Annotated in this window: 27 protein-coding genes; 17 read left to right on the top strand and 10 right to left on the bottom strand. The window is 60.9% G+C overall.

The features are described from left to right. The first annotated feature begins 71 nt into the window (after window positions 1–71). The 7 genes from D1159_RS01090 to D1159_RS01060 all read left to right on the top strand — a co-directional run bounded on the left by D1159_RS01090 (window position 72) and on the right by D1159_RS01060 (window position 6,457). Window positions 72–806 carry a dihydroneopterin aldolase gene (locus D1159_RS01090; RefSeq protein ID WP_161843846.1) on the top strand — a complete coding sequence of 245 codons (735 nt, stop codon included), beginning with the start codon at window positions 72–74 and terminating at the stop codon, window positions 804–806. Window positions 807–832: 26 nt separating this feature from the next. Continuing rightward, window positions 833–1,123 (top strand): DUF6506 family protein, encoded by a 291-nt coding sequence (locus D1159_RS01085; protein WP_161843845.1) that lies wholly within the window; start codon window positions 833–835, stop codon window positions 1,121–1,123. A gap of 56 nt (window positions 1,124–1,179) precedes the next feature. Continuing rightward, window positions 1,180–2,274: a BMP family protein gene (locus D1159_RS01080; protein WP_161843844.1), complete on the top strand. Its 1,095-nt coding sequence runs from the start codon at window positions 1,180–1,182 to the stop codon at window positions 2,272–2,274. Window positions 2,275–2,344: 70 nt separating this feature from the next. Then, window positions 2,345–2,962, top strand: a complete 618-nt coding sequence (locus tag D1159_RS01075) for a flavodoxin family protein (protein ID WP_161843843.1) — start codon at window positions 2,345–2,347, stop codon at window positions 2,960–2,962. Then, on the top strand, window positions 2,949–4,457 hold the full coding sequence (locus tag D1159_RS01070) for an ABC transporter ATP-binding protein (protein ID WP_161843842.1): 1,509 nt from the start codon (window positions 2,949–2,951) through the stop codon (window positions 4,455–4,457). The genes D1159_RS01075 and D1159_RS01070 overlap by 14 nt, the downstream gene beginning before the upstream one ends. After that, window positions 4,444–5,538, top strand: coding sequence for an ABC transporter permease (locus D1159_RS01065; RefSeq protein ID WP_161843841.1), 1,095 nt, complete (start codon window positions 4,444–4,446; stop codon window positions 5,536–5,538). The genes D1159_RS01070 and D1159_RS01065 overlap by 14 nt, the downstream gene beginning before the upstream one ends. After that, entirely contained in the window at window positions 5,531–6,457 is a 927-nt protein-coding gene (locus D1159_RS01060; protein ID WP_161843840.1) for an ABC transporter permease, read from the top strand. The genes D1159_RS01065 and D1159_RS01060 overlap by 8 nt, the downstream gene beginning before the upstream one ends. A 95-nt stretch (window positions 6,458–6,552) precedes the next feature. Here D1159_RS01060 and D1159_RS01055 read toward each other — a convergent pair whose 3' ends face one another. From D1159_RS01055 to D1159_RS01035, 4 genes are all read right to left on the bottom strand, one after another. Continuing rightward, window positions 6,553–6,879, bottom strand: a complete 327-nt coding sequence (locus D1159_RS01055; RefSeq protein ID WP_161843839.1) for a helix-turn-helix transcriptional regulator — start codon at window positions 6,877–6,879, stop codon at window positions 6,553–6,555. 231 nt (window positions 6,880–7,110) lie between these two features. Then, a complete protein-coding gene (locus D1159_RS01050; RefSeq protein ID WP_243152038.1) occupies window positions 7,111–7,461 on the bottom strand; it encodes a helix-turn-helix transcriptional regulator in 351 nt (116 codons plus the stop codon). A 594-nt stretch (window positions 7,462–8,055) separates the two neighbouring features. Next, window positions 8,056–8,436, bottom strand: a complete 381-nt coding sequence (locus D1159_RS01040) for a helix-turn-helix transcriptional regulator (RefSeq protein ID WP_161843836.1) — start codon at window positions 8,434–8,436, stop codon at window positions 8,056–8,058. A gap of 74 nt (window positions 8,437–8,510) precedes the next feature. Beyond that, entirely contained in the window at window positions 8,511–8,816 is a 306-nt protein-coding gene (locus D1159_RS01035) for a helix-turn-helix transcriptional regulator (protein ID WP_161843835.1), read from the bottom strand. Between the two features lie 214 nt (window positions 8,817–9,030). Here D1159_RS01035 and D1159_RS01030 point away from each other — a divergent pair, with 214 nt between their 5' ends. Then, entirely contained in the window at window positions 9,031–9,432 is a 402-nt protein-coding gene (locus D1159_RS01030; protein ID WP_161843834.1) for a hypothetical protein, read from the top strand. 80 nt (window positions 9,433–9,512) lie between these two features. Here the strand turns inward: D1159_RS01030 and D1159_RS01025 are convergent, their stop codons facing one another. The 4 genes from D1159_RS01025 to D1159_RS01010 all read right to left on the bottom strand — a co-directional run bounded on the left by D1159_RS01025 (window position 9,513) and on the right by D1159_RS01010 (window position 12,943). Further along, window positions 9,513–10,751: a uroporphyrinogen decarboxylase family protein gene (locus tag D1159_RS01025; protein WP_161843833.1), complete on the bottom strand. Its 1,239-nt coding sequence runs from the start codon at window positions 10,749–10,751 to the stop codon at window positions 9,513–9,515. Between the two features lie 42 nt (window positions 10,752–10,793). Then, a complete protein-coding gene (locus D1159_RS01020) occupies window positions 10,794–11,003 on the bottom strand; it encodes a DUF896 domain-containing protein (protein ID WP_161843873.1) in 210 nt (69 codons plus the stop codon). A 37-nt stretch (window positions 11,004–11,040) separates the two neighbouring features. Next, entirely contained in the window at window positions 11,041–11,841 is an 801-nt protein-coding gene (locus tag D1159_RS01015; protein WP_161843832.1) for a YlmH/Sll1252 family protein, read from the bottom strand. A gap of 79 nt (window positions 11,842–11,920) precedes the next feature. Beyond that, a complete protein-coding gene (locus D1159_RS01010; RefSeq protein ID WP_161843831.1) occupies window positions 11,921–12,943 on the bottom strand; it encodes a beta-eliminating lyase-related protein in 1,023 nt (340 codons plus the stop codon). A 169-nt stretch (window positions 12,944–13,112) separates the two neighbouring features. Here D1159_RS01010 and D1159_RS01005 point away from each other — a divergent pair, with 169 nt between their 5' ends. The 4 genes from D1159_RS01005 to D1159_RS00990 all read left to right on the top strand — a co-directional run bounded on the left by D1159_RS01005 (window position 13,113) and on the right by D1159_RS00990 (window position 17,868). Next, window positions 13,113–13,793 carry a dihydrofolate reductase family protein gene (locus D1159_RS01005; RefSeq protein WP_161843830.1) on the top strand — a complete coding sequence of 227 codons (681 nt, stop codon included), beginning with the start codon at window positions 13,113–13,115 and terminating at the stop codon, window positions 13,791–13,793. 418 nt (window positions 13,794–14,211) lie between these two features. Next, window positions 14,212–14,640 carry an RNHCP domain-containing protein gene (locus D1159_RS01000; RefSeq protein WP_161843829.1) on the top strand — a complete coding sequence of 143 codons (429 nt, stop codon included), beginning with the start codon at window positions 14,212–14,214 and terminating at the stop codon, window positions 14,638–14,640. A 129-nt stretch (window positions 14,641–14,769) separates the two neighbouring features. After that, window positions 14,770–15,855, top strand: coding sequence for a redox-regulated ATPase YchF (gene ychF, locus D1159_RS00995; protein WP_161843828.1), 1,086 nt, complete (start codon window positions 14,770–14,772; stop codon window positions 15,853–15,855). 669 nt (window positions 15,856–16,524) lie between these two features. Then, complete coding sequence (locus D1159_RS00990) at window positions 16,525–17,868, top strand: butyryl-CoA:acetate CoA-transferase (RefSeq protein ID WP_161843827.1); 1,344 nt, start codon at window positions 16,525–16,527, stop codon at window positions 17,866–17,868. 349 nt (window positions 17,869–18,217) lie between these two features. Here the strand turns inward: D1159_RS00990 and tadA are convergent, their stop codons facing one another. Continuing rightward, window positions 18,218–18,694 (bottom strand): tRNA adenosine(34) deaminase TadA, encoded by a 477-nt coding sequence (tadA, locus tag D1159_RS00985; RefSeq protein WP_347563614.1) that lies wholly within the window; start codon window positions 18,692–18,694, stop codon window positions 18,218–18,220. 258 nt (window positions 18,695–18,952) lie between these two features. Here tadA and D1159_RS00980 point away from each other — a divergent pair, with 258 nt between their 5' ends. The 5 genes from D1159_RS00980 (at window position 18,953) to D1159_RS00960 (ending at window position 23,834) form a co-directional block, all read left to right on the top strand. Next, a complete protein-coding gene (locus D1159_RS00980; RefSeq protein WP_347563613.1) occupies window positions 18,953–19,498 on the top strand; it encodes a manganese efflux pump MntP family protein in 546 nt (181 codons plus the stop codon). 8 nt (window positions 19,499–19,506) lie between these two features. Then, the gene (gene yqeC, locus D1159_RS00975) at window positions 19,507–20,229 is read left to right on the top strand and encodes a selenium cofactor biosynthesis protein YqeC (protein WP_161843826.1); all 723 of its coding nucleotides are present in this window, start codon (window positions 19,507–19,509) and stop codon (window positions 20,227–20,229) included. Next, window positions 20,217–21,017, top strand: a complete 801-nt coding sequence (gene yqeB, locus D1159_RS00970; RefSeq protein WP_161843825.1) for a selenium-dependent molybdenum cofactor biosynthesis protein YqeB — start codon at window positions 20,217–20,219, stop codon at window positions 21,015–21,017. Before yqeC ends, yqeB begins: the two co-directional genes overlap by 13 nt. A gap of 14 nt (window positions 21,018–21,031) precedes the next feature. Further along, the gene (locus D1159_RS00965) at window positions 21,032–21,790 is read left to right on the top strand and encodes an XdhC/CoxI family protein (protein ID WP_161843824.1); all 759 of its coding nucleotides are present in this window, start codon (window positions 21,032–21,034) and stop codon (window positions 21,788–21,790) included. Window positions 21,791–22,457: 667 nt separating this feature from the next. Continuing rightward, window positions 22,458–23,834 (top strand): TrpB-like pyridoxal phosphate-dependent enzyme, encoded by a 1,377-nt coding sequence (locus tag D1159_RS00960; RefSeq protein WP_161843823.1) that lies wholly within the window; start codon window positions 22,458–22,460, stop codon window positions 23,832–23,834. 75 nt (window positions 23,835–23,909) lie between these two features. Here D1159_RS00960 and ftsH read toward each other — a convergent pair whose 3' ends face one another. Continuing rightward, window positions 23,910–25,868: an ATP-dependent zinc metalloprotease FtsH gene (gene ftsH, locus D1159_RS00955; RefSeq protein WP_202620879.1), complete on the bottom strand. Its 1,959-nt coding sequence runs from the start codon at window positions 25,866–25,868 to the stop codon at window positions 23,910–23,912. Between the last annotated feature and the right edge of the window lie 54 nt (window positions 25,869–25,922).

Genomic DNA, 25,922 nt, shown 5'->3' with positions numbered 1-25,922 from the left:
TACTGTTTCTTAATTTGAAACAGATAAAGGCGCCACACTTCTGCGGGCGCCTGAGAAAAAGGGGGAATACTATGGCAAAGATGGGCCTGCTCAGCGCACAGGGGATTGAGATGTGGGGCCACCACGGGGAAAAGCGGCTCAACATCCTCCACGGGGAGAAGTACCGCGTGGACTGCGACGTGTGGTACGACATGGAGCGCCAGATTGAAACTGACGAGATTCCCGACGGCATCAGCTACTACGACGTGGACGCCACCATTAAAAAGATGTTTGACGCCAAGCACTACAACCTGCTCCAGCCTGCGGCCCGGGACATCGCCAATGAGCTGGTACGCGCTTATCCCAAGGCGGACCATGCGGTGGTGACCATCCGCAAGCAGTTTGTGGTCTTCCCCTGTATGCTGGACTATGTGGCCGTCACCGTCAGCAGCGACGGCGCGCCGGAGAAGATCAACCGTATCACCCTAAAGAACATGCGCCTGTGGGGGCACCACGGCTCCCCGGAGGAGCGGGAGATTGGTCAGGAATACCGGGTTGATGTGGCGGTGGACTACGATATGTCCCCTATGTTCGAGACCGACCGGATGGACTCCTCTTTGAGCATTACCGACGTCTTCCATACCACCCGGCGGGTGATTTGTGAGGAGCATTACCACCTGATCCAGAAGATCACGGCCCGCCTGCTGGAAGAGGTCATGGCCCTCCACCCCAGCATCACCCACGGGGCGGTCAGCGTGAAAAAGCCAAACGTTCAGATTGAGAGTATGCTGGATTACCTGTGCTGCACCTTGGAGTGCAGCCGCTGACGACACAGAAAGGGGAACGTATCACAATGAAACGCTATGGATTCATTTTTATGGGGGACTATCTCCCCGAACACACCGCCACCTTTGAGCACGGGGGGATGCGCACCAGCATCTACACCGTGGGCAGCTTTGAGGAGGCCAAGCCTGTGGTGGAGCGGCTGTACCAGGAGGGCTACGGCGCCCTGGAGCTGTGCGGCGCCTTCACCAAGGAGATGGCTGACACCTTTATGGAGATGACCAACCGGGAGATGGCCATTGGCTACATGACCCACAACCCGGTACTGGATCCCGCCTTTAACAGGTTCTTTGCCAGCTGAACCCCGCGGGCAGCGGCTTGGATGTTCACAATCACAGACAAAAGGAGGATTTCAATATGAAGCAGAAACGATGGACCTCTCTTGCCATTGCCCTGGTAATGGCCGCGGGCCTGCTGGCCGGCTGCTCCGGGGAGAAGGCCGGCCCCAGCGCGTCCCCCGCCGGGCCGGATACCCCCCAGCCCAGCCAGTCTGCCGGGGGCGCCATCGCCGCCGGGGATCTGAAGGTGGCGCTGATCCTCAACGGCTCCATCACCGACGCCAGCTGGAACGCCAACGGGTACAACGGCCTCAAGGCCAATGCCGACGAGCTGGGGTTTGAGTGGACTTATATCGAAAACGTCCAGGCCGCTGACATGGAAGCCACCATCCGGGACTTCTGTGAGCAGGGCTACAACCTGATTATGGCCCACGGCTCCCAGTTTGACGACGCCATGACCGCCGTGGCCGCCGGCTATCCGGACATCAAGTTCTTCGTCTACAACGGCGAGGTATCCGGGGACAACCTGGCCTCCATCCGCAACGCCTCCGACGAAAACGCCTTTATCGCCGGCGCCATCGCCGCCCTGGCCAGCAAGTCCGGCACCATCGGCTGGATCGGCGCGGTGGAGGTGCCCACCACCTCCGACGTGCTCTACGGCTACGAGGCGGGGGCCAAGTACGCCAGAGCGGACATCAACGTCCTGTCCGCCTACGTGGGCAGCTACAACGACACCGCCAAGGCCAAGGAGCTGGCCCTGACTATGTTTGAGCAGGGGGCCGACGTGATCCAGTCCAACGCCAACCAGGGCTCCGCCGGCATCATCGAGGCCACCTACGAGCAGGGGACTGACTCCGGACTGATGCTCATCGGCAACACCAGGGACCAGTATGACGACGCCCCTGAGTTCATGCTCACCAGCTGCGTCATCGACTTCCCCGCCGCCTTCCGTATCCCCATTGACCAGGTGATGGCAGGCACCTTTACGGGCGGGATCACCATGGGCACCGTGGCCAACGGCGTTATGAGCTATGCCCCCTATCACGACAAAGCGGACGCCCTGAGCAGCGAGGACAAGGCCTTTGTGGAGCAGCTGGTGGCGGACATGTCCGCCGGCAAGCTCAACGCGCAGCTGCCCTGCGACTACTCTGCTTTCGGCCGCCCCAACGAGTAAGAACCTGGATTGAACTTATCCCGGGGGTATGGGGCGCGCTCCCATGCCCCCTTGTTTTTTGGAGGGAGCAATGGCAAGAATTCTCGGCATTTCAGCCAGTCCGCGGCACCAGGCCACGGAATTTGCGGTGAAGCTGGCCCTGGAGGCGGCGGAACAGACCAGCGGCGCGATTACGACAGACTTTGTGTCCTTCAAGGACTACAAAATTCTCCCCTGCGTCCACTGCGACGCCTGTATGCGCAGGGACGCCTGCGTTCTGGAGGACGACATGCCTGTGCTGCTGGAGAAATTCCTGGCGGCGGACGGGGTAATCTTCGGCTCTCCGGTCTATTCCTTCAACCCCACGCCGGAGTCCATCATGTTCTTCAACCGGATGCGGGTGTGGCGCAACCGGTTCCCCGCGGAAAATATGAACCGCAAGGTGGGCGCGGCCCTGAGCGTGGCGGGGACCCGCAACGGCGGTCAGGAGATGACCACCAGCGCCATTATCAGCATGTTTTTGGCCAGGGGAATGGTGGTCATCGGGGGGTCCGCCGGCTTCTACACTGGGCCCAAGATCTGGACCGGCAACCGGGACCGCCAGGGCGCCCAGGAGGACGAGCCGGGCTGCGCGGGCGCCGTGGATATCGGGCGGCGCATGGCGCACACCGTGCTGAGACTAAGAGGGGATTGCGATGTACAGCGTTGAGATGAAGGGCATTACCAAGCGCTTTGGCCCGTTCTGCGCTAACGACCACGTAGACTTCTCCCTGAAAAAGGGGGAGATCCACGCCCTGCTGGGGGAGAACGGCGCGGGAAAGACCACCCTGATGAACATCCTTTACGGCATCTACGGCTGTGACGAGGGAAGCGTCCGGGTCAACGGACAGCCTGTGGAAATCCGCTCCCCCGGGGACGCCATCGCCCACGGCATCGGCATGGTCCACCAGCACTTCATGCTGGTGAATAACTTCACCGTGGCCCAGAATATGCTCTTGGGCATCAAGGACCGGTTCTGGACCAATCTGTCCCAGGTGGAGGGGGAGCTGGCCGCCCTGAGCGAGAAATACAAGCTGATCATCGACCCAAAGGCCAAGGTGTCCGCCCTGTCCGTGGGGGAGCAGGAGCGGGTGGAGATTGTCAAGGCTTTGTACCGGAAAGCGGATATCCTCATTTTGGACGAGCCCACCGCCGTGCTCACTCCCCAGGAGACTGAGGATCTCTTTGACAGCCTGCGCAGCCTGGCCCAGGGAGGCATCTCTATCATTATCATCACCCATAAGCTGGAGGAGGTCCTGGCGGTCACTGACCGGGTCACCGTCCTGCGCCGGGGAAAGCTGGCAGGCACCGTCCAGACCGCCGGCGTGACCCAGGCCCAGCTGGCCCAGATGATGGTGGGCCACGAGGTGCTGCTGGACATCCAGCGCCAGGAAAACCAGATCGGCGGCGTGGTGCTGGAGGTGAAGAATCTTCACTGTACGGTGGACGGGGTGGAGAAGCTCCAGGGGCTCTCCCTCCGCGTCCGGGCCGGCGAGGTGCTGGGCATCGCCGGAGTGGACGGCAACGGCCAGCGGGAGCTGGCCCGGGCCATTGTGGGCCTGCTGCCTGTACAGAAGGGATCTATCCAAATCAACGGCCGGGACTGCGCCGGCCGATCCGTCCGCGCCATTCTGGACGAGGGGGTGTCCTACATCCCGGAGGACCGGATCAAGGACGGGCTTCTGGGGGAGTTCAGCATTGAGGACAACCTGATCCTTCAGACTACCGGGGCCTTTACCCGCAAAGGGATTTTCTCCCGGCGGAGCATCCGGGACAACGCCCGGCGGCTGATGGAGGGATATGACATCCGGGCCAGCAGCTCCACCCAGCCGGTGAAGCTGCTGTCGGGCGGCAACCAGCAAAAGGTCATTTTCGCCCGGGAGCTGGAGCGTAAGCCCAAGCTCCTCATCGCCACCCAGCCCACCCGGGGCCTGGACATCGGCGCGGTGGAATATATGTGGACCTGCATCGAGCGGGCCAAGGCCCAGGGGGTGGCGGTGCTGCTCATCTCCACCGAGCTGGAGGAGATCCTCACCCTGTCCGACCGGATTGAGGTCATCTATGAGGGAGCCATTCTGGGCGGGGTGGACGGACGGGACATGGACCGCCTCGGCCTGCTGATGGCCGGCGTGCGCACGGAGGAGGGAGACCATGCTGAAACTTGAAAAACGCGCCGCGCTGGCGGGCCGGGCCGGAGTCATCCGCTCCGCCGGAGCCATGCTGGCCGCCATTCTGCTGGCATTCCTCATTGCCGGCCTGTTTATTGCCGCCATTGGGGTCAGCCCCCTGGAGGCCTACGGAGCTCTGTTCAAGGGGGCCTTTGGCAGTACCTACCGCCTGAGCGAAACCCTGCTGCGCATGACCCCGCTGCTGCTGATCAGCCTGGGCATCGCCATCGGCTACCGCACCGGTATGTTCAACATGGGGGGCGAGGGGCAGTTCATTATGGGCATGATCGCAGGTACGGTGGTCTACCTCTATGTCCCCGCCGGGCCGGTGCTCACCACGGCGCTGGCTATGCTGGCCGCCATGGCGGCGGGGGCAGTCTACTGCGGCTTTCCCGCCACGATGAAGGCTAAATTCGGGGTGAGCGAGTCCATCATCAATATTATGCTCAACTACGTGGCCGCCCTGTGGCTGAGCCGGCTGCTCAACAGCGTGCTCAAGGATCCCAACGGCACCCTGCCCCAGACGGCCATGATCGACAAGTCCCTGTATATCCCCACCCTGATCCAGGGCACCCGGCTCCACTGGGGCTTCGCGGGGGCGGTGGCGCTGGCCGCGGCGGCCTACGTGGTCCTGTTCCACACCGCCCTGGGCTACAAATTCCGGGCCACCGGCAGCAATATCCACGCCGCACGGTACGCGGGGTACGACGTGGTGAAGCTCCAGATCCTGGCCATGGCCATCAGCGGTGCGCTGGCCGGGCTGGCCGGCTGTCTGGAGATCGGCGCGGTACAGCACCGGCTGATGGAGGGGATTTCCGCCAACTACGGCTGGGACGCCATCCCTGTGGCCCTCATCGGCAGGCAGAACCCTCTGCTGATTCTCCTGTCCGCGCTGCTCTTCGCGGCGCTGAAGGTGGGCAGCAACGCCATGCAGACCGCGTGCAGCGTGCCCAACAACCTGTCCAGCGTGCTCCAGGGCATGGTGGTGCTCTTCGCCCTGGGGAGCAGCTTCTTTGTTCGCTACCGGATCCGCTATATCAAGCCAAAGCGGGGAGAGGGGGAAGCGGCCCATGGCTGAGTATCTCATCAACCTGGCGGCCCAGGCCATCCGCCTGTCCGCCCCCATTTTAATGGCCGCCCTGGGGGGCGTCTACGCCAGCCGGTCCGGCGTGCTCAATATCAGCCTGGAGGGCTGTATGCTCACCGGCGCGCTGGCCGGAGTCATCGGCTCCCACTACACCCAGAGCCCCTGGCTGGGACTGCTGCTGGGCATCGCCGCGGGAGTGTTTCTGGGCCTGATTATGGCGGTGTTTTCTCTGACCTTCGGGGCCAACCAGGCCGTAGTGGGCACGGGGATCAACATTTTCTGTACCGGCATCACCGCCTATGTGTTCCGGGCCATCTTCGCCACAACGACCACAACGGTAAAGGTCAACGGTTTTTCTCCGGACGGCATCCCCCTGCTCCGGGATATCCCCGTGCTGGGCGTGATCCTGTTCGGGCATAATGTGCTGGTCTACTTCGCCTTCGCCATGGTGGCTGTGACCCATGTGTTTTTGTATCACACCATGGCAGGCACCAACCTGCGGGCCTGCGGGGAGAACTCCAGCGCCGCCAACTCTTTGGGGGTGAAGGTGGTCAAGACCCGCTATCTCGCCACTGTCCTCTCCTCCACCCTGGCGGCCATCGGGGGCGTGGCCCTGTCCATCGGCAATATTAACACCTTTGTGGAGGACATGAGCAGCGGCAAGGGGTGGATCGCCCTGGCGGCGGTCTCCTTCGGCCGGTGGTCTCCCCTGGGGGTGCTGGCCGCCTCTGTGCTCTTCGGCCTGTCCGACGCCTTCCAGCTGCGGATGCAGATCGCCATATCCGGCGCCCCTTATCAGTATTTTCAGATGATCCCCTATGTCATGACCATCATCGTCCTCATCTGGACTGGCCGCAGGGGCAGCCTGGGCCCCAAAACCGGCGAGTATTTTGAAAAGGAAATGCGCTGAGTCCAGTTTCAGACAAGGCAAAAAGCACGAAACCCGCGGATTTTAAACGGGTTTCGTGCTTTTTCCTTTTTTGCGGCGGTGGACGCGGACCGCCCCTAGGGCTTCTGAATCCAATCAATAAACAGAGCCAATTTCTGCAAATCGTCCTCGTCTAATTCCTGCAACTTATTACAGAGACTGGCGCGCAAAGAATTATCATCGTCCAGCCCCTCGAAAAACTTTGCCGGTCCAATTTCAAAATAAGTGATAATGTTAAATAATTCCTTGACCGAAGGCAACGCCAATCCATTTGTAATCGCTCGAATGTAAGAGCCGCTTTTTCCCAGCTCCAAACTCATCCGATGCTCTGATATTCCCCGCTGTGCAAGCAGCTCTGAAATACGGCGGCGCAGAAACACCTCATACCGTTCATTTGCTTCCATCGTACACCTCCGTGACTTATCAGACATTATAGCCTTAATTCGCACAGAGATATGATGATATAATCATTAAAATTACACTTGATCTTATATAAATTAATGATATAATCATAAATATAAAATACAATTCATGTTTTTATCATCAATTTGTGAAAAGGACGGCTATAGCTTCTTAATATCTAATCAATAAATAGATCTAATTTTTGTAAGTCGTCCTCATCTGGATCAGCCGCCTTACAGGTTCTCACGTAATTTTTGAAGCGCGACATATTCTACAACAGATTGCCGTCCATGCTCGCTCAAGGAAAGAATGTCCCGCACCAAGTTTCCACAGGAACAATCACGGGTAACATAAGTTATTTCTAACGGCCTCTTTTCGTCATAGGAGCGCCGGCCAATCAGATAATCGGCGGAAACGCCATAGTATTCCGCCAATGTGATAAAATGCCGCAGCGGAAGCTCATATTCACCGGTTTCATATTTGGAATAATGCTGTTGGGAAATGCCTAAAACTGCCGCGATATCGCGCTGTGAATAATCATGATCTTCACGAAGCTCCCGAAATAGCTCTATTACGCTTTTCAAAGCCGGTCCCCCTTTTTTGTAAAGCGTACTACACATATAATACTACGTATTGATTTTAACTATTTAATCATGTATAATACATATTATTATATGTTGATTGAGGGGTATTTAAGGAGGTGCGCTGGGGTTATCAGACAAGACAAAAGCACGAGACCCGTATGAAATCCACGAGTTTCGTGCTTCTTTCTCTTGCAGATGCGGCGGGCCGGAACCATCCCACCCTACAACCGGTTGGCTGAAACGCTCTGTTTTCGAGGAGAGATACAATGAGCTCACCGGTATCAACAGTTCCGCTCTATTTCAGCCTCGATCAAGGCGACAAGCTCGCTGGGACGTAAGTCCAGTGCATTCGCAATTTTCCACAGCGTTTCAAAATTTGCTTTCTTATTCCCGTTCTCGATCATCGTCAGGTGAGTTCGTGCAATTCTGGCAAATCCGCTTAAAACATCCTGTGACATACCCTTCTTGTTTCGAAGACGGCGTATTGTCCTCCCAACTGCATTACTGTCGAATTGCATTGCCTCACCCCACTTTTTCAACAATAGGTAGATGAGAAAACGGTGAATGCGGATACCCAGCGCGCAGCCTGCGCCTTCACCGGCTTACAGGGTCACGATTAACAAGCAGCCCAAGCTCTGCTTTATATTCACCCATCGAACGGATAAAAATTTTTACGGCGATGAGGTCTGCCTCGTCCATCTGTTCAATTTCGGAGATAATCTTCCTCTGGAGAGGGGCCAGGGTGTGGGACTTGCTTTTTTGGCTTATTTTTGGTTCTTCGCCATCCAAAATCCAGGCGAGGGAATAGCCATATCGTTCCGCAATGAGAGTAGCAGTGGAGTTGGACAGGCCGCTGGCGCCGTGAAGGAGTTGAGAGATATAGCTTTCTGAGACATTGATGCTGCTGGCAAAGTCTTTTTGCTTGAGTTGGTTTTCTGAAATGATATCCCGAATTCGATCTGCTAATGTAGTCATAGTATCACCCCATGCTCTAGAGCATAGCAGAAAAATTACGCAAATCAATAAAATTCTGTTGAAAGTGAAGCAGTTTAATAAAACCGTTTTACCAACGCTGAAACATGTTCCAGTGTCCCAGAATCCAGCTTCTTCAAATCCTCTATCAGTTCTGCAAGCTGTGCCGGGTACACAGTTTCCTCATCAAAAAACTGTTGTGGCGTAATGCCGAAATATTCGCAGATGTAGAACAATCCCTGCAAAGAGGGCAGTGCTCTTTTGTTTTCAATTTGATTGATATAACTGCTATTCTGCCCAAGCGATAAAGACATATCACGGGCGGATACTTCCCGCTGCATCCTGAGCTGCGCAATACGCTCCTGGGTAAATTCCTCATACATCACACCACCCCCTTTTTATTTCATATCGTATATACTGTCATAATACGATATTATATCCTCCATCCCGCTTGACTTATGGTATTGTATCCTTTATTATAGTGTATAATATTGTATTTAATACCTTAAAGAGCAGAGGTGACGGCCTGACTGCCGGGAATGGCCCTGGGGGTAGACCTTTTATGCAGCAGAAGGAACTATAGAGAGGAGAGGTACAATGATCTTTACACCAGAGGAAAAACAGGAGATCGACGCGGTTTTGAAGGGATTTCGGTCCTATATCGAGGAACATCCCGACTTCGATATCGTCTATTCGCCAAAAATCGGCTATCTCAAGCTGGATGTGGCGAAGGAGATGTTCCAGATGCCGCCCGTGATCCTGCGGGCAGAGGATATGATGGAGCATCTGCTGGATGAGATCATGCTGGATGAAGGGCTGACGGATCCAAGCGCCTGCTTTCAGAGCGACGAGGAGCTGGAGGCGGCTGTTTTGAAGGACGCGGAGCGGATCCGGCGGCGGGCCGCGCCCTTTGCGGCGGCCATCGAGGGGGACAATAAACCCTATCTGGACCTTTTGGGCCGGTATATTAAAAAATACATCGAACTGCACGGAATTTAGCGGATTTTTGGGGCGAAATATCCGGTGCGCCTAATAAAGCGGCCGGCGCACCTAATCGTGCGCCGGCCGCTTTTATTATGCTAATATTTTCCGTATTGAAGGGTGGTGTCGAACCAGGCGTCCATGTTCTCCTCCTTGTAGTGGTCCAGCACGATGGAGCAGTCCATGAGAAAACCGCCGCCGGGGGCGCAGGCGTCCAGCAGGCGCTTGGTCTCGTCCGCCACCTCCGCCGGCTTGCCGTAGAGGAGCAGGGCGGTGGGCAGGTTGCCGCAGATGCAGGCGGTATTCCCCAAAACGGCCTTGGCCCGGGCAATGTCCACCTGCTCGAACATATAGATGACCTTGCCCCTGGGGACCTCCCCAAGGATCTCCAGCCGGCTGTCGTACTTGCCCTCGCAGAAGACGTAGGGGATCATGCCGCAGGCGATGATCTCCTCCATCACCCGGCGCAGGGAGGGCCAGTAGAATTCCCGATAGGTGTCGTTGCTCATAAAGTCGTCGGTGCCGCCGTGGAGGGGGATAAAGCAGTACTTGGACCCGAATTCTTTCATCCGCCGCACGTTTTTCAGGGCGAAATCCGTCATCACGTCAATGGCGGCCTTCACCTTGTCCGGGATTTCGAAAATGTCCATCGGCACGTTGAGGAAGCCCCGGATGTTGTCGGCCAGCATGTCGTAGGGGGCGTTCTGTCCCGCCAGGGAGCCCAGGGGGGTCTGGCAGGCCAGGGCGGCCTCCCGCAGGACCGCGCCGCTGCGCTGCCAGGCGGCGGCCTGTTCCCCGGCGAACATTAACGTAAGCAGGGCCTGGCGGACCTCCGGGTCGGCGAAGACGGCCATGGAGGCGTAGTGGCCGAACTCCACCACGTCCTGAAAGCTGGCCTTGGCCAGACCGGCCAGCTTCTTGTGCCGCCGGGGGAAAACCTTGGTCAGAAAGAAGTGGGAGGGGTCCCGAAGGAATTCGTCGTACTCCTCCTCCTCCATATAGGTCTCGTCCACAATCTGAAACCCCTGGTCCAGGGGCAGGCCGCAGGTGGCCCCGGGCCAGCGGATGGCGGTGGTGCCCAAGGTCTCCAGCACCGGGGAGGGGTAGCTGGACCCGCCCCAGAAGATATCGCACTCATACCGCTGGAGGAAAGCCTCCACCCCCGGCTTGAGCAGGCGGGCGTCGCTGAGGGCCTCGTACCGGTCGATACCGGCGGCCTGGGCGTAGGCCATGCCCACCTTGGGGGCGAAGGGGACCCGGTCGCCCTGGGTGAGGGCAATGGCGGCGTCTACCCGGGCCAGCCGCTTTTCTAAGGTATTTTCAGTAAAAAAGGACATACAACTCGCTCCTCTCTGTTTGCCGCGGGCAGGCGCCCGCCCCTACGGGTCCTTGCGGGTGAGGCGCCGCCTGGCGCCGTCCAGCCCTACAATATAGGTGTTGTCCAGCTGGCCCGCCAGATTGGCCCGGACGGAGGCGACATAGGCCTGGCGGAGGGCGTCCCGCTCCGCCGTCTCCTCCGGGGTAAGCCCCTGGGGGGTCCTGGCCTTCTTGGCCAGGGCATTGATGCGGTCGATCTGGGCCTGGGTGATGTTCAAAAAATCCCTTCTTTCCGGCAGACTGCCGTTTTTACCTGTAACGCTCCAATTCCAGCAGCAGGCGGCCTTTTTTGGTCCGGCCCCCCAGCCGCTTCACGCTGCACTTGCCCAGCCCACGGCAGGAGAGCACGTCTCCTTCCGCCACGGCGCGGTCCGGCTTGGTACACTCCCGGTAGTTGAGCAGCAGCCGGCCGGCGGAGATGAGGTCCGCCGCTTTCCCCCGGGAGAGGGAGAAGGCGCTGGCCGCCACCGCGTCCAGCCGGGGCGCGGCCACGGTGTCCCGGACGAGGGACACCCTCTGCTGGGGAACCTGAATTTCGCTGAGAGGGAGGGGGCTTACCTTCAGGGAGACCCGGCCGGCGCTGGTGAGATTGAGGCGGAGATAGTCCTCCAGCTCCCGCAGGACGATGATATCGCAGCGGTCCTCCCCCACCAGAAGGTCGCCGATTTTCTCCCGGGTGATCCCCTGGCCCAGAATGGCCCCTAGAAAATCCCGGTGGGTGAGCCCGCTTCCCCGGGGAAAGGTACACCGCAGGGCGGACAGGGGCCCCTCCTCCCCTAGGGCGAGGAACTCTTCCTCCTCCTGCCAGTCGGGGAGGAAGACGCACACCGTCCGCTCCGCCTGGGGAAAGCCGCCCCAGAACAGGTGGCGGGGGTACTGGGCGGCGGCGATGAGCCGCTCCACACCGGAGCGCTCCGCCGGGGAGAGAAAGCCGGTATAGGCGGGGATATTCTTCCGCTGGGCGGTGTTCAGCTTGTCCAGCGCCCGGGCCAGCACAAGCCGCTCCTCCCCGTCCCGGGCCAGCTTGTCCAGCAGCTCCGTTTTGTTCATCCACAGCCCTCCCCCTTGTCTGATTCTCCCCTATTCTATCAAAGCCTCCCCGCCGGATCAACGCATACCGCGTCCGGCGCTACAGCAGGGCGATGAGGGCGTCCACATCCTGGGGCCGGGTGGCCCAGCTGGTGGCGAAGCGGACCACGGCGCGGCCATCATCCAGAGCGCGCCAGTGGGCGAAGGAGACCTTGTCCCGGAGGGCGGCCAGCCGCCGGCGGTCCAAGACGACAAAGAGCTGGTTGGTGGGGGAGTCCACATAGAACTGGTATCCCTTCCGGCGGAAGGCCGCCCGCAGCCGGTCCGCCGCCTGGATGCCCGCTTGCCCGCACCGGAGGTAGAGGTCATTGGAGAAGAGGGCGTCAAACTGAATCCCCAGATAACGGCCCTTGGCCAGCAGGGCGCCGCTCTGCTTCATAACAGTAAAGAACTGGTCCGCCAGGGGGCGGGGAAAGACCACCGCCTCTCCAAACATGGCCCCCACCTTGGTGCCGCCGATGTAGAACACGTCGCAGGTCTGGGCCAGCACGGGGAGGGTCACATCGCTCCCGGGGACGGCCAGGGCGTACCCCAGCCGGGCCCCGTCCAGATAGAGGGGCACATGATAGCTTTGGCACACCTGATGAAGGGCCTCCAGTTCCTCCCGGGTGTAGAGGGCGCCGTACTCGGTGGGATGGGAGAGATAGACCATGCCGGGCTTGACGGTGTGGGCCCGGTTGGGATCCGCCTGGAAGGCGGCCAGGCAGTCCGCCACCTCCCCGGGGTCCAGCTTGCCGGCGTGCTCCGGCAGGGGGATTACCTTGTGCCCGCCGGCCTCAATGGCCCCGGCCTCGTGGGTGGCGATGTGGCCGGTGTCCGCAGCGATAACCCCCTCGTACAGCCGGAGCAGGGCGCGGATTACCACGGCGTTTGTCTGGGTGCCCCCGGTGAGAAAATAGATCTCCCCCTCCGGACAGCCGCAGGCCGCGCGGATTTTCTCCCGGGCCCGCTCACAGATGGGGTCTTCGCTGTAGCCCGGCATGGGCTCCCAATTCTCCTCCCCCAGCCGGGCCAGGAGCTCCGGATGGGCCCCCTCCCTATAGTCGCTGTCAAAATACAGCATACTGCCTTCCCTCCTGTCATTTGTTCCGCCTGTGGCGATAAGGGCATTATAACAAACCGGCCCCCGGCTTGCAAATGTCCCAGCGATTTTACGAATCGCGGCTTGAAGCCGGGAATCCGCCGTGATATAATCAGGATGACAAAACTTAATTTGGAGGGATAGGAATAAAGTGGATAGACCAATTGTGACGCTGTTTATGCTTATGTCGGTTGACGGGAAGATCAGCACTGGAGCAACGGACCAGTTGGATATGGATAAAGATTTTCCTAACATTGCGGGCGTGAGGGAGGGCCTGCATCAATATTATGAAATCGAGCAGACGACGGACCTGTGGGCGCTTAACTCCGGCAGAGTACAGGAGAAGATGGGCGTTAACACGAAGAAAATACCAAACAAGACGCCTGTTTCCTTTGTGGTGATTGACAACAGCCATTTGAACGAACACGGTATTCGCTATTTTTGTGCCCTGTCAAAAGAATTTGTGCTGATTACATCCAATGCGGCTCATCCGGCCTTTCAGGTGGATGAGGACAACCTTCATATCATCTGCCAAAGCGGGTTGTCCTTGGTGGACGCGCTTGCAAAGCTCAAGTCGGAATTTGGATGCCAGCGGATTACCGTACAAAGCGGTGGTACATTAAACGGACGGTTTCTTCGGGAAAAACTGTTGGATTATATTGATATTGTTGTTGCTCCTGTTTTAATCGGCGGCAAGGACACCTCCACCCTGATTGACGGAACATCCTTGCTGTCAGAACGTGAGTTAACGCAATTAGGGGTGTTGAAATTGCAGGAATGCGTGGTTTTGGAGGATTCATACCTCAGGCTGCGCTATAAAGTGATCCATTGACAACGTTCTATCAACACAAAGGGAAAAGAGAGGGCGGCGATTCCCTCTTGACAAATCCCGCGCGATGGGGTATCCTGAGCAAAATATGACCAGGAGGTGTGTGGATGACGGCTGTTTGCAGATAAGTGAGTGTCAGGACGAGCGCATTTGGGTTCCTCGGAACCGAAATGGGCTGTTTTGCCGTACCGATCTGCGGACAGTTACGAGACCGATCCACCCTCTCCGCCTGGGCGGGCCCCGCTGTGGGGGCCGTATGCGCCGGGCGGGGCGGTTTGACCGCGTAACAACAGGGAAATGGTATGGACAGGACAGCCGGGGGCTGTCTTTTTGTTTCCCCGGCGCCCATTGAGATGACGCGGGAAGTTGTCCTGACAGAGCGAGGAATGGAGAATGCTGTGTTAAGGAGAACAATCAGACCATGAACCGAGAAAATAAACGGAAAAAATACGAAAAAGGCTACTATAAAACCCACCCCTGCAGCGACAGCTTTACCTGCAAGAGCTGCGGCCGGCCGGTTGTGCCGGCGGGGGCGGGCAGCGATCACCGCAACCACTGTCCCAACTGTCTGGTAAGCCTGCACGTGGACATCGAGCCGGGGGACCGGGCGGCGGACTGCGGGGGCCTGATGGAGCCGGTGGCCGTCTGGGTGCGCAAGAGCGGCGAGTGGGCCATTATCCACCGCTGCCGCCGGTGCGGGGCCCTCAGCTCCAACCGGGTGGCGGCGGACGACAATCCGATGAAGCTGATGTCCATCGCCATGAAGCCCCTGTGCCTGCCCCCCTTCCCCCTGGACCGCCTGGAGGAGATGACCCGGCTGATGGGGGGCGAGGGCGCGCTGGTGTTTTAAGGGCGCAAAATTTTCACCGGTATCAGCTGCGGATTCTTGTCTTTTTCCCGGCCTTCGGCTATAATAGGGTTCGATTCTATGAGGATTGGGCCTGTCCCAATCGCTGCACACCGAAAGGACGTTTTTGATATGAAACTCGGCATTGTGGGCCTGCCCAACGTGGGCAAATCCACCCTGTTCAACGCCATTACCAACGCCGGCGCGGAGAGCGCCAACTACCCCTTCTGCACCATTGACCCCAACGTGGGGGTGGTGGCGGTGCCGGACAGCCGCCTGGACTGGCTGTCCGACTTCTACCAGCCCAAGAAGACCACGCCCGCCGTCATCGAGTTTGTGGACATTGCCGGCCTGGTGAAGGGAGCCAGCAAGGGAGAGGGGCTGGGCAACAAGTTTCTGGGCAACATCCGGGCCACCGACGCCATTGTCCATGTGGTCCGCTGCTTTGATGACAGCAACGTGATCCATGTGGAGGGCTCCACCGACCCGGAGCGGGATATCGGCATCATTGACATTGAGCTGATCATGGCCGACCTGGAGATGGTGGACCGCCGCATTGACAAGGCCCAGAAGGCCGCCAAGGGGGACAAGAAGTTCCTCCAGGAGGTAGAGGTCTTCCAGGGCCTGCGGGCGTGGCTCAACGACGGCAAGTCCGCCCGGACCTATGAGATCGACATCGCTGCGGAGTACCCGGACTGCGAGCTGCTCAGCCTGAAGCCCATCATCTACGCCGCCAACCTGGATGAGGAGGGCTTCTCCCACTACCAGGGCGTGCCCTACTACCAGCAGGTGGCGGCCATCGCCGAGAACGAGGGGGCCCAGGTCATCCCCGTCTGTGCCAAGCTGGAGGCGGAGATCGCCGAGCTGGACGGCGAGGAGAAGGCTATGTTCCTGGACGACCTGGGCATTGCCGAGTCCGGCCTGGACCGGCTGATTAAAGCCTCCTATGCCCTGCTGGGCCTCATCTCCTTCCTCACCAGCGGGGAGGACGAGTGCCGGGCCTGGACCATCACCAAGGGAACGAAGGCCCCCCAGGCCGCCGGTAAAATCCACACTGACTTTGAGCGTGGTTTTATCCGGGCCGAAGTGGTCAACTTTGACGACCTGAAGGCCCACGGGACCATGGCCGCCGCCCGGGAGAAAGGGCTGGTCCGCTCCGAGGGGAAGGATTATGTCATGAAAGATGGGGATATCGTCCTGTTCCGGTTTAACGTGTAAGGGGATCCTTGGGGGCGGCCCCTGCGGGGGGATTGCCCTCGCCGGGCGGGCCGCTTACGCAGCGGGCGCCAGGGCCCTTTCCCGAAAGGGCCCTGGACCCAAAGGGCCAGAGGGGGGATTATCCCCCCTCTGGACTCCCCCAGCGCGGGGGCCCAGGCGGCGCACCGCGCCGCCACCGCTACCTCGGCGTTCTGATAATCTGGCGGTCAACGCAGCCCCCAGCTGGGGTCTTGCGCTTACGTTACAATAGAAGTGCCGGGCCTCCCTGGTCGGCCCGGGGGTTTGTTCCCTGCCTGCCGTTCCCCCGGGCCGACCAGAGAGGCTCGGCACAGAAAACCAGGTCTGGCTGGAGACTTTGCGCTGAAATTACGGGGAGTGCCAGACTGACACATCGGCATGGCAGAAATCCGGCGCGGTGCGTCGGGTGGGCTTATCGTATAGGGGAGTCCAGAGGGGGGTTAGCCCCCCTCTGGCCCTTTGTGTCCAGGGTCCTTTCGGGAAAGGACCCTGGCGCCCGCCGCGCAGGCGGCCCGTGCGGCGAGCACAAATCCCCCCGCAGGGGCGCCCCGGGGGGTCCCGGCATTTCTCCCATTCCACCTTGCCAAGGCCGCTTCACAGTGCTATAATAAGCTCACATTGTTAAAAAATAGACAATAGAGGTGTGGCAATATGACTTACATGGAGCAGTACCAAAGCAAGCTGACCACTCCGGAGGAGGCGGTCAAAGTTGTACAGTCCGGGGATTGGGTGGACTTCGGGTGGTGTACCACCACGCCGGAGGCCCTGGATCAGGCCCTGGCCAAGCGGTACCAGGAGCTTACCGACGTGAAGATCCGGGGTGGAATTCTCTTCCACAAGCCGGCGGTGATGTCCGTCCCTGACGTGGCGGAGCATTTTACTTGGAACTCGTGGCACATGTCCGGTGTGGAACGGAAAATGATTGCCGGCGGGGCCACGTTTTATGCTCCTATCCGCTATTCCGAGCTGCCCCGGTACTATCGGGACAATGTGGCCCCCATCCATGTGGCCATGTTCCAGGTGGCCCCCATGGACGCCCACGGCTATTTCAGCTTCGGCCCCAGCGCCTCACACATGGCCGCCGTGTGTGAGCGCTCTGAGGTTATCATTGTGGAGGTCAACCCCAACATCCCCCGCTGCCTGGGGGGCAAGGAGGACTGCATCCACATGGATCAGGTGTCCATGATTGTGGAGCACACCTCCCCCATCGGCTGCCTGCCCTCCGGCGGACCCGCCAGCGAGGTGGATCAGGCGGTGGCCAAGCTCATTGTGGAGGAGATCCCCGATGGGGCCTGCCTCCAGCTGGGGATCGGCGGGATGCCCAACGCGGTGGGCTCCCTCATCGCCCAGTCCGATTTAAAGGACCTGGGGGTCCATACCGAGATGTACGTGGACGGCTTTGTGGATATGGCCTTGGCGGGAAAGCTGTCCGGCGTGTGCAAGACCATTGACCGCTGCCGCCAGACCTACGCCTTTGCCGCCGGAAGCCAGAAGCTGTACGACTACCTCAACGACAACCCGGCCTGTATGTCCGCCCCGGTGGACTACACCAACGACGTCCGGGTGGTGGCCCAGCTGGACCGGTTCATGTCCATTAACAACGCGGTGGACGTGGACCTCTTCGGACAGGTCAACGCCGAGTCTGCGGGGGTGCGGCACATCAGCGGCGCCGGCGGACAGCTGGACTTCGTTATGGGGGCCTACCTCTCCAAGGGGGGAAAGAGCTTTATCTGCTGCTCCTCCACCTTCCTGAACAAAAAGACCGGCCAGCTGGAGAGCCGCATCAAGCCCACCCTGGACCCCGGCTCCATCGTCACCGACACCCGGGCCAACACCCACTGGCTGGTCACTGAATTCGGCAAGGTGAACATCAAGGGCGCCTCCACCTGGGAGCGGGCGGAGAAGATCATCTCCATCGCCCACCCGGACTTCCGGGATCAGCTCATCGCCGAGGCCGGCAAAATGGGCGTCTGGCGCCGCTCCGCCAAGCGCTGAGGCATGAAAAAGAAACCCAGATGGTACCTTTTTGTTTTTTTGCATCGGGGGCGTGGGCTATTGTCTTTTGTGTGAATCTCTCTGCAAAGCCCGCCGCTGCAAACGGCGGCAGGGTGAACGCGGCGAATCATAGCGGACGCAGGCTGTGACCAGATCTCAGACCTTCAAAAAGTTCTGAGATCTGCTTTCTCCGGACGAGAACAGGGACCGCCTTCCGGCGGTCCCTGTTCTCTAAAAATTGGAGGAGTAAGAATGAAATGAAGAAACTTGCCCTTGCAGATACTATGTTACCGAAGAAATGTAAACAAAGAAAGTGAATTTGTTACAGGAGTCTGAATTCTCCGGATTTCTAAGGGGTCCGGGCCTGGCGGCGCTGGCGCAGGCTGCGGAAGAAGGCGCGCAGCAGGGCGGTACACTCCTCCTCCAGCAGGCCGCCCCGCACCTGGGGCCGGTGGTTGAAGGGCTGGGCGAAGAGATCCAGCACCGAGCCGCAGCACCCCGCCTTTGGGTCCGCCGCCCCGTACCACACCTGGGGGATGCGGGCGTTGATGATGCCCCCGGCGCACATGGGGCAGGGCTCCAGCGTGACGTAGAGCGCGGCCTTGTGCAGCCGCCACCCCCCCAGGGTCTGGTTGGCCTGGCGGATGGCCTCCAGCTCGGCGTGGGCCAGGGCGTCCCTGCCCCTCTCGCGGTGGTTGCGGCCCTGGCCCACCACCCGGCCGTCTTCCCACACCACCACGCAGCCCACGGGGACCTCCCCCTCCTCCATCGCCTGGCGGGCTAATTCCAGGGCCTGACGCATATAGTTCTCATGGTCGAATTCCACGGGCGACACCTGCTATCTTTCCATTCTCGAGTGCTTCCACTATATAAAGCATACCGCATCCGGGGGCCTGGGGCAAGCAAAAATAGAGCGGTTCTACAAAATAGCGGCAAAAAACAGAAACCGTTGGCATACCCGGGGGAAATCTGCTATAATATAGGGACGATATATAGAGATATAAGGACTGAAGCGCCCCAGGCGGGCCGTACCTGAGAGAACACGCCGAACAAGCGGCACAACAGGGAGACGGAGGTTTGGGACTTGATTGAGCTGATTCTGATTGCATTCAGTCTGGCGATGGACGCCTTTGCGGTTTCGGTATCCAGCGGCATTTCAACGCCTGGCTTTGGATGGCGGGACGGGGTGAAGCTGGGGATGTTTTTCGGCGCCTTCCAGTTTCTGATGCCCCTGGCGGGGTGGCGGCTGGGCAGCACGGTGAGCGCCTGTATCCAGGCGGTGGACCACTGGATCGCCTTTGGCCTGCTGGCCCTCATCGGCGGGCGGATGGTGTGGGAGAGCCGGTCTGAGGAAGCCCAGGCCAGCCTCCCCGCCGGGCTGACCTGGAGGCGGCTGACCCTGCTGGCCCTGGCCACCAGTATCGATGCGCTGGCAGTGGGGGTGTCTATGGCCTTTCTGGGGACGGACATCCTGACCGCCGCCGGGATCATCGGGGCCGTGGCCTTTGCCCTCTCCGCGGCGGGCGGGATTTTGGGCCGGCGGCTGGGCGGGGCGGTCCAGCGGCAGGCGGGTCTGGCGGGCGGGCTGGTTCTGATCGGCATCGGCATTAAAATTCTGCTGGAAGGATAGGGAATGTTATGGGCCTTTGGGGAGCGCTGCGCCTGAATATGGATGTCCACCGGGCGGTGGCCCTGGTGGGGGGCGGGGGGAAGAGCAGCACCATGTACGCCCTGGCCCGGGAGGCGGCGGACGGCGGGCGGCGGGTGATTGTCACCACCTCCACCCACATCATGCCCCACCCTGGCCTCTTCCTCACCGACAACCCGGATCCGGATCATCTGCGCGCCTGTCTGGCGGAGCACGGGGTGATCACCCTGGGCACCCTGGGCCGGGCGGACAAGCTGTGCGGCACGGGGGAGATTGGGGTATGCAAACAGGCGGCGGGAGTGGTTCTCATCGAGGCGGACGGCGCCCGGCTGATGCCTCTGAAAATCCCGGCGGATCATGAGCCGGTGATCCCGCCGGAGAGCGACGCGGTCATCGCCGTGGCGGGGCTGGACGCCCTGGACAAGCCCATCGCCGCCGCCTGTCACCGGCCGGAGCGGGTGGCCGCCTTTCTGGACAAGCCCATGGAGGCGTTGGTGACGGAGGAGGACATGCTGCACATTCTCTCCAGCCCCCTGGGTGGACGCAAGCAGGTGGCGCCGCATATGGCCTACCGGTGCGTTCTGAACAAGGCGGACGGCCCGGACCTGGCCCGCCGGGGAGCGGAGATCCAAAAAGCGCTGGCCGGGCTGGGGATCGATTCCATTGTAAAGCACTACACAGAGAAGGAGCGAGGCGGATTATGCTGGTTTTAATTAAAGGCGCGGGGGATTTGGCCTCCGGCGTAGCGGCCCGGCTGCACCGGGCGGGGATGGATGTGGTGATGACGGATATCGCCCAGCCCACGGCGGTACGGCGGACGGTGGCCTTCTGCCAGTGCGTCTACGATGGGACCGCCGTGGTGGAGGGCATCACCGCCCGGCGGGTGGAGACGGCGCAGCAGGCAAAGGACTGCCTCACCCGGGGGGAGATCCCCGTGCTGGTGGACCCCCCGGCCCAAATTCGCGCCCAGCTGCCCTTTGACGCAGAGGTGGACGGCATTCTGGCAAAGCGCAACCTCAACACAAAAATCGACGACGCCCCCATTGTCCTGGCCCTGGGGCCGGGCTTTACCGCCGGGGTGGACTGCCACGCGGTCATTGAGACCAAGCGGGGCCACTACCTGGGCCGGGTGATTGAGGAGGGGAGCGCCATTCCCGACACCGGCGTGCCTGGGGACATCGGGGGATACAGCACCCAGCGGATTATCCGGGCCTGCCGGGACGGGATCTTCCATCCCGTGGCCCAAATCGGCGACACGGTGGCGGAGGGGGACGTGGTGGCCACGGTGGACGGCCAGCCGGTCTACGCCCTGATGCCGGGGATCGTGCGGGGGATGCTCCCCGACGGCCTCGCCGTCACGGAGGGGATGAAGTCCGGGGACATCGACCCCCGGTGCGAGTACAACCACTGCTTTACCATCTCGGACAAAGCCCGGTCCATCGGCGGCGGCGTGCTGGAGGCGCTGCTCCGGTTCCAGGCCCGGCGGAACGGGACCAGATAAAAGGAGAGAAGAACATGGAACGGCTGATTTTATGCGGCGGTGGACACGTGTCCCTGGAGGTGGCCTACATGGCCAGCCGCCTGGAGTTTGAGATCGTGGTCATCGACGACCGGGAGGAGTTCGCCAACCAGAACCGCTTCCCCATGGCGTCCCAGGTGCTGTGTATGCCCTTTATGCAGGCCCTGGACCTGGTGGGCAGCCGGGCGGACGACTTCTTCGTCATCCTCACCCGGGGCCACGCCTTTGACGGGGCCTGTCTGGCCCGGGTGCTCCAGGGGGACTACGCCTATGTGGGGATGATCGGCAGCAAAATCAAGGTGGCGGCGGTGATGAAGACCATGCGGGAGCAGGGGTACAGCTCCGCGGTGCTGGCGGGGGTCCACACCCCCGTGGGCCTTCAGATTGGGGCCCAGACCCCGGCGGAGATCGCCGTGTCCATTTTGGGGGAGATCATCCAGGAGCGGGCCAGGAAGGGCCCCGGGGTGGCCCCCCCGCCGGAGCAGGAGCCCGGCGTGCTGTGTACCATCACCCGCAAGAGCGGCTCCGCCCCCCGGGGAAAGGGCGCGTGGATGCTGGTTCGGCCCGACGGCGCCTGCCTGGGCACCATCGGCGGCGGCGCGGTGGAGTACCAGGCCAAGCTGGACGCCCTGGCCATGATGAAGCAGGGCGTGCAGAAGGACCACAGGCTCTACGACCTCTCCCACGCGGCGGCGGAGCTGGGTATGGTCTGCGGCGGCAAGATCGAGGTGGACTTCGTCAACCGGAGGAAATAGAACAGCGCCTCAGCCTGGGGAGAGGCGCTTGCACAAAAAACAGGCAGAGACCGGACGCCTGCTCCTGACGTCCGGTCTCTGCCTTAGGAAAGAGGATACAATGAAATGAAAAGAAACTGTCTCTTGCAGGTATTATAATAATCTGGAGATGTTAAGAAAGAAACGAAAAGGTGTTACAAGAGTTTTAAATCTTTGGGCGGACCCGGTTTTTTTACGCATAGGCGGAGCGGAGACAGCCGGCAGACCACAAGATGTCTCTCTTTTCAACAAAAATGACATGGAACATAAGGCGTGATTTATCAGAAGTCACAGTTGCGTTTTCTTTATCAACGTACTATACTAAAGCGAAAGAAAACCGTTGACCGAGAGCAGTAGGCAGACAGGCCACCTCACAGAGAGCCGCGGACAGGTGGGAGCGCGGCAGGCAGGCGGATTGCCGAATGGACTCGCGAGGGCGGGGCGAAGGGCTGTATTATATTTGTGCGGCCAGTAGTACCTGTCGGGCTTCTCCCCCCGTTATCCGGGAGCGTATGTGTTGGCATACGGTCGAGTGGGCGCAGCCGCGCCAAACCGGGTGGCACCGCAGGAGTGATTTGAGCTCTTGTCCCGGCGGACAGAACCTGTCCGCTGGGACAGGGGCTTTTTTATTTGGAAAGGAGCGTTTCCCATGAAACAAGTACCTCACCGCATCTATCTGCCGGAAGACCGCATCCCCCGGCAGTGGTATAACCTCCGGGCGGATATGAAGGAGAAGCCCGATCCCCTGCTCAATCCCGGCACGGGCAAGCCCGTCACCCTGGCGGATCTGGAGCCGGTGTTCTGTACCGGGCTGGCCAAGCAGGAGCTGGATGACAGCACCCCTTTTTTCGACATCCCCGAGCCGGTGCTGGAGTTTTACAGGATGTACCGCCCCTCCCCCCTGATCCGGGCCTACAACCTGGAAAAATATCTGGACACGCCCGCCAAGATCTACTATAAGTTCGAGGGCAACAATACCTCCGGGTCCCACAAGCTCAACTCCGCCGCGGCCCAGGCGTACTATGCCAAGGCCCAGGGGCTCAAGGGCCTGACCACCGAGACCGGCGCGGGCCAGTGGGGCACCGCCCTGGCGGAGGCCTGTTCCTTCTTCGGCCTGCCCCTGACGGTGTACATGGTCAAGTGCTCCTATGAGCAGAAGCCCTTCCGCAAGTCGGTCATTGAGACCTTCGGCGCCCAGGTCATCCCCAGCCCCAGCAGCACCACCAGCGCCGGCCGGGCCATTCTGGCCGCCAATCCAGACACCTCCGGCAGCCTGGGCTGCGCCATCTCTGAGGCGGTGGAGAAAGCGGTGTCCACCCAGGGGTACCGGTATGTGCTGGGCTCGGTGCTCAGCCAGGTGGTGCTCCACCAGAGCGTCATCGGCCTGGAGAGCGCCGCCGCGCTGGAACTCATTGACGAGTACCCCGATACCGTCATCGGCTGCGCCGGGGGCGGCTCCAACCTGGGGGGCCTTATCGCGCCCTTTATGCGGGATAAGCTCACCGGAAAGGCAAATCCGGAGATCATCGCCGTAGAGCCCGCCTCCTGCCCCTCTCTCACCCGGGGCAAATACGCCTACGACTTCTGTGACACCGGAAAGATCACCCCCCTGGCCCGGATGTACACCCTGGGCAGTCAGTTCATGCCCTCCGCCAGCCACGCCGGCGGCCTGCGCTACCACGGCATGTCCCCCATCCTGTCCAAGCTGTACCACGACGGCTATATGAAGGCGGTCACCGCAGAGCAGACCAAGGTCTTTGAAGCGGCGGTACTCTTCGCCAAGCAGGAGACCATCCTCCCCGCCCCCGAGTCCGCCCACGCCATCCGCTGCGCCATTGACGAGGCACTCAAGTGCAAGGAGCGCGGCGAGGCCAAGACCATCCTCTTCGGCCTCACCGGCACCGGCTACTTCGATATGACCGCCTACGCCAACTTCAACAGCGGCGCCATGGGGGACTTTATCCCCACCGACGAGGCGCTGGCCCAAAGCCTGTCCCAGCTCCCCCAGATCCCCGGCATCCAGTGATTTTTTCAGATAAAAAAGCGCCTGTCCAGACGGAACCGTCTGGACAGGCGCTTTTTTGTGTTTTGAGGGCGGGGGTTATTCCTCTTCCTCCTCCTCGCCGCTGTCGTCAAAGCCAGGCATAACCTCTACGCCGTCGTCCATGGTGAATACCGATGGGGCGGAGGGCTGGCTGGGGGGCGGCAGAGGCTGGCCGGTGAAGACCAGCTCGAAAGTGGCCGCGTCCATATTCTCATAGGCCAGCAGGTACTGGGCGGTGCGCTCCAGCTCCTCCCGCCGGCCGCTGAGGATGGCCTCGCACCGGGCGTAGCCCTGGTCGATGAGCGCCTTGACCTCCGCGTCAATGAGGGCGGCCACCTTTTCGGAATAATTCTTGGTCTGGGCCATGGACCGGCCAATAAATACCTCGTCGTGGCCGGAGTCGAAGACCACGTTGCCCAGCTGCTCACTCATGCCGTAGCGCACCACCATGTTCCGGGCAATGGCGGTGGCCTTTTGCAGGTCGTTCCCCGCGCCGGTGGAGATGTCCCCCAGAGCCATGGCCTCGGCGCACCGTCCCCCCAGACACACCGCGATGCGCTCCATCAGCGCCTGCCGGGACTGGAAGGACACGTCCTCCTTGGGCAGGGAGATGGTCATGCCCCCCGCCATGCCCCGGGGAATAATGGTGATCTGGTGGACGGGATCCTGGGTTTCCAGCTCGTGGATGACAATGGCGTGGCCCGCCTCGTGGTAGGCGGTGAGCCTGCGCTCGCGCTCAATGACCACCCGGCTCTTTTTCTCCGGACCGGCCACCACCTTGATGACCGCCTCCCGCAGGTCCGCCATGTGGATAAACCGCTCATGCCGCCGGGCGGCCAGCAGAGCCGCCTCGTTCATCAGGTTTTCCAGATCCGCTCCGGTAAAGCCGCCGGTGCCCCTGGCCAGTTCTTCCAGGTCCACGTCCTCCGCCAGGGGCTTGTTCCGGGCGTGGACCCGGAGGATCTCCTCCCGGCCTCTGCTGTCCGGGGGACCCACGTAGACCTGCCGGTCAAACCGGCCGGGCCGCAGCAGGGCGGGGTCCAGAATGTCCTGCCGGTTGGTGGCGGCCAGGACCACAACCCCCTCGTTGCTGCCAAAGCCGTCCATCTCCACAAGAAGCTGGTTGAGGGTCTGCTCCCGCTCGTCGTGTCCGCCCCCCAGGCCGGCCCCTCTCTGGCGGCCCACGGCGTCGATCTCGTCGATGAAAACCACGGCGGGGGCGTTCTTCTTGGCCTGGTCAAAGAGGTCGCGCACCCGGGAGGCGCCCACGCCCACGTACAGCTCCACAAAGTCGGAGCCGGAGATGGACAGGAAGTGGACCCCGGCCTCTCCCGCCACCGCCTTGGCCAGCAGCGTCTTGCCCGTGCCCGGCGGGCCCACCAGCAGCACCCCTTTGGGAATGCGGGCCCCCAGGGCCAAAAACCGCTTGGGATTTTGCAGGAATTCCACGATCTCCCGCAGCTCGCCCTTCTCCTCCTTGGCCCCGGCCACGTCGGCGAAGGTGACCTTTTTGGTCTGATCTTCCACGGTGCGGGTGCGGGCCCGGCCAAACCGGGCGGTGCGGTCTGCGCCGCCGCCCCCGCCGCCGGCGCCGCCGCTCTGGCGCAGGAACATGACGTACCACAGCACGGCGAACACGCCGAATACGCCCACCCAGGCCAGCACGTCAAACCACCAGGGCTTTTGGAAGACCGCCGGGTAGTCGTAGGTCAGCAGGCCCGCCGCCTTCTGGCTGACCAGCATGTCGTTGAACTCCTCGTAAAAGATCTCAAAGCTGGGCAGGTCGTAGGTAATGGTCTTGGAGCCGTACGCCTGCTCGTCCCGCAGGGTGAGGGTCAGCCGGTTCCCTTTCACCACCACCTCCGACGCCCGCTGCTGCACCAGAATCTGGCGGATGTCCCCATAGGTCAGGGGCGGCGGGCTGTCCAGCCCCCGCAGGGTAAAGATGGCCAGCAGCAAAATGAGTACGGCCAGTAATGAAAAACCTATGTCGCGCAGGCTTGCTCTCTTGTTCAAGAAACGGACACTCCCCCCGCGTACCCCCGGGGGGGCCGCTTGTTTATACTGTTA

Origin of the sequence: Pseudoflavonifractor sp. 524-17, from assembly GCF_009935845.1 — a bacterium.
GTDB lineage: Bacteria > Bacillota > Clostridia > Oscillospirales > Oscillospiraceae > Pseudoflavonifractor_A.
This window is presented reverse-complemented; position numbering and strand designations above follow the sequence as displayed.

Excerpts from the sequence above, each read along its gene's own strand:
- yqeC (WP_161843826.1), top strand. The coding sequence starts at position 19,507 with ATGGGCCTTTGGGGAGCGCTGCGCCTGAATATGGATGTCCACCGGGCG.
- D1159_RS01000 (WP_161843829.1), top strand. The coding sequence starts at position 14,212 with ATGAACCGAGAAAATAAACGGAAAAAATACGAAAAAGGCTACTATAAA.
- D1159_RS01090 (WP_161843846.1), top strand. The coding sequence starts at position 72 with ATGGCAAAGATGGGCCTGCTCAGCGCACAGGGGATTGAGATGTGGGGC.
- D1159_RS01010 (WP_161843831.1), bottom strand. The coding sequence starts at position 12,943 with ATGCTGTATTTTGACAGCGACTATAGGGAGGGGGCCCATCCGGAGCTC.
- D1159_RS01065 (WP_161843841.1), top strand. The coding sequence starts at position 4,444 with ATGCTGAAACTTGAAAAACGCGCCGCGCTGGCGGGCCGGGCCGGAGTC.
- yqeB (WP_161843825.1), top strand. The coding sequence starts at position 20,217 with ATGCTGGTTTTAATTAAAGGCGCGGGGGATTTGGCCTCCGGCGTAGCG.
- ychF (WP_161843828.1), top strand. The coding sequence starts at position 14,770 with ATGAAACTCGGCATTGTGGGCCTGCCCAACGTGGGCAAATCCACCCTG.
- D1159_RS01080 (WP_161843844.1), top strand. The coding sequence starts at position 1,180 with ATGAAGCAGAAACGATGGACCTCTCTTGCCATTGCCCTGGTAATGGCC.
- D1159_RS01030 (WP_161843834.1), top strand. The coding sequence starts at position 9,031 with ATGATCTTTACACCAGAGGAAAAACAGGAGATCGACGCGGTTTTGAAG.
- D1159_RS01055 (WP_161843839.1), bottom strand. The coding sequence starts at position 6,879 with ATGGAAGCAAATGAACGGTATGAGGTGTTTCTGCGCCGCCGTATTTCA.
- D1159_RS00965 (WP_161843824.1), top strand. The coding sequence starts at position 21,032 with ATGGAACGGCTGATTTTATGCGGCGGTGGACACGTGTCCCTGGAGGTG.
- D1159_RS01070 (WP_161843842.1), top strand. The coding sequence starts at position 2,949 with ATGTACAGCGTTGAGATGAAGGGCATTACCAAGCGCTTTGGCCCGTTC.
- D1159_RS01075 (WP_161843843.1), top strand. The coding sequence starts at position 2,345 with ATGGCAAGAATTCTCGGCATTTCAGCCAGTCCGCGGCACCAGGCCACG.
- D1159_RS01015 (WP_161843832.1), bottom strand. The coding sequence starts at position 11,841 with ATGAACAAAACGGAGCTGCTGGACAAGCTGGCCCGGGACGGGGAGGAG.
- D1159_RS00960 (WP_161843823.1), top strand. The coding sequence starts at position 22,458 with ATGAAACAAGTACCTCACCGCATCTATCTGCCGGAAGACCGCATCCCC.
- D1159_RS01040 (WP_161843836.1), bottom strand. The coding sequence starts at position 8,436 with ATGACTACATTAGCAGATCGAATTCGGGATATCATTTCAGAAAACCAA.
- D1159_RS01035 (WP_161843835.1), bottom strand. The coding sequence starts at position 8,816 with ATGTATGAGGAATTTACCCAGGAGCGTATTGCGCAGCTCAGGATGCAG.
- D1159_RS01060 (WP_161843840.1), top strand. The coding sequence starts at position 5,531 with ATGGCTGAGTATCTCATCAACCTGGCGGCCCAGGCCATCCGCCTGTCC.
- D1159_RS00990 (WP_161843827.1), top strand. The coding sequence starts at position 16,525 with ATGACTTACATGGAGCAGTACCAAAGCAAGCTGACCACTCCGGAGGAG.
- D1159_RS01025 (WP_161843833.1), bottom strand. The coding sequence starts at position 10,751 with ATGTCCTTTTTTACTGAAAATACCTTAGAAAAGCGGCTGGCCCGGGTA.
- D1159_RS01085 (WP_161843845.1), top strand. The coding sequence starts at position 833 with ATGAAACGCTATGGATTCATTTTTATGGGGGACTATCTCCCCGAACAC.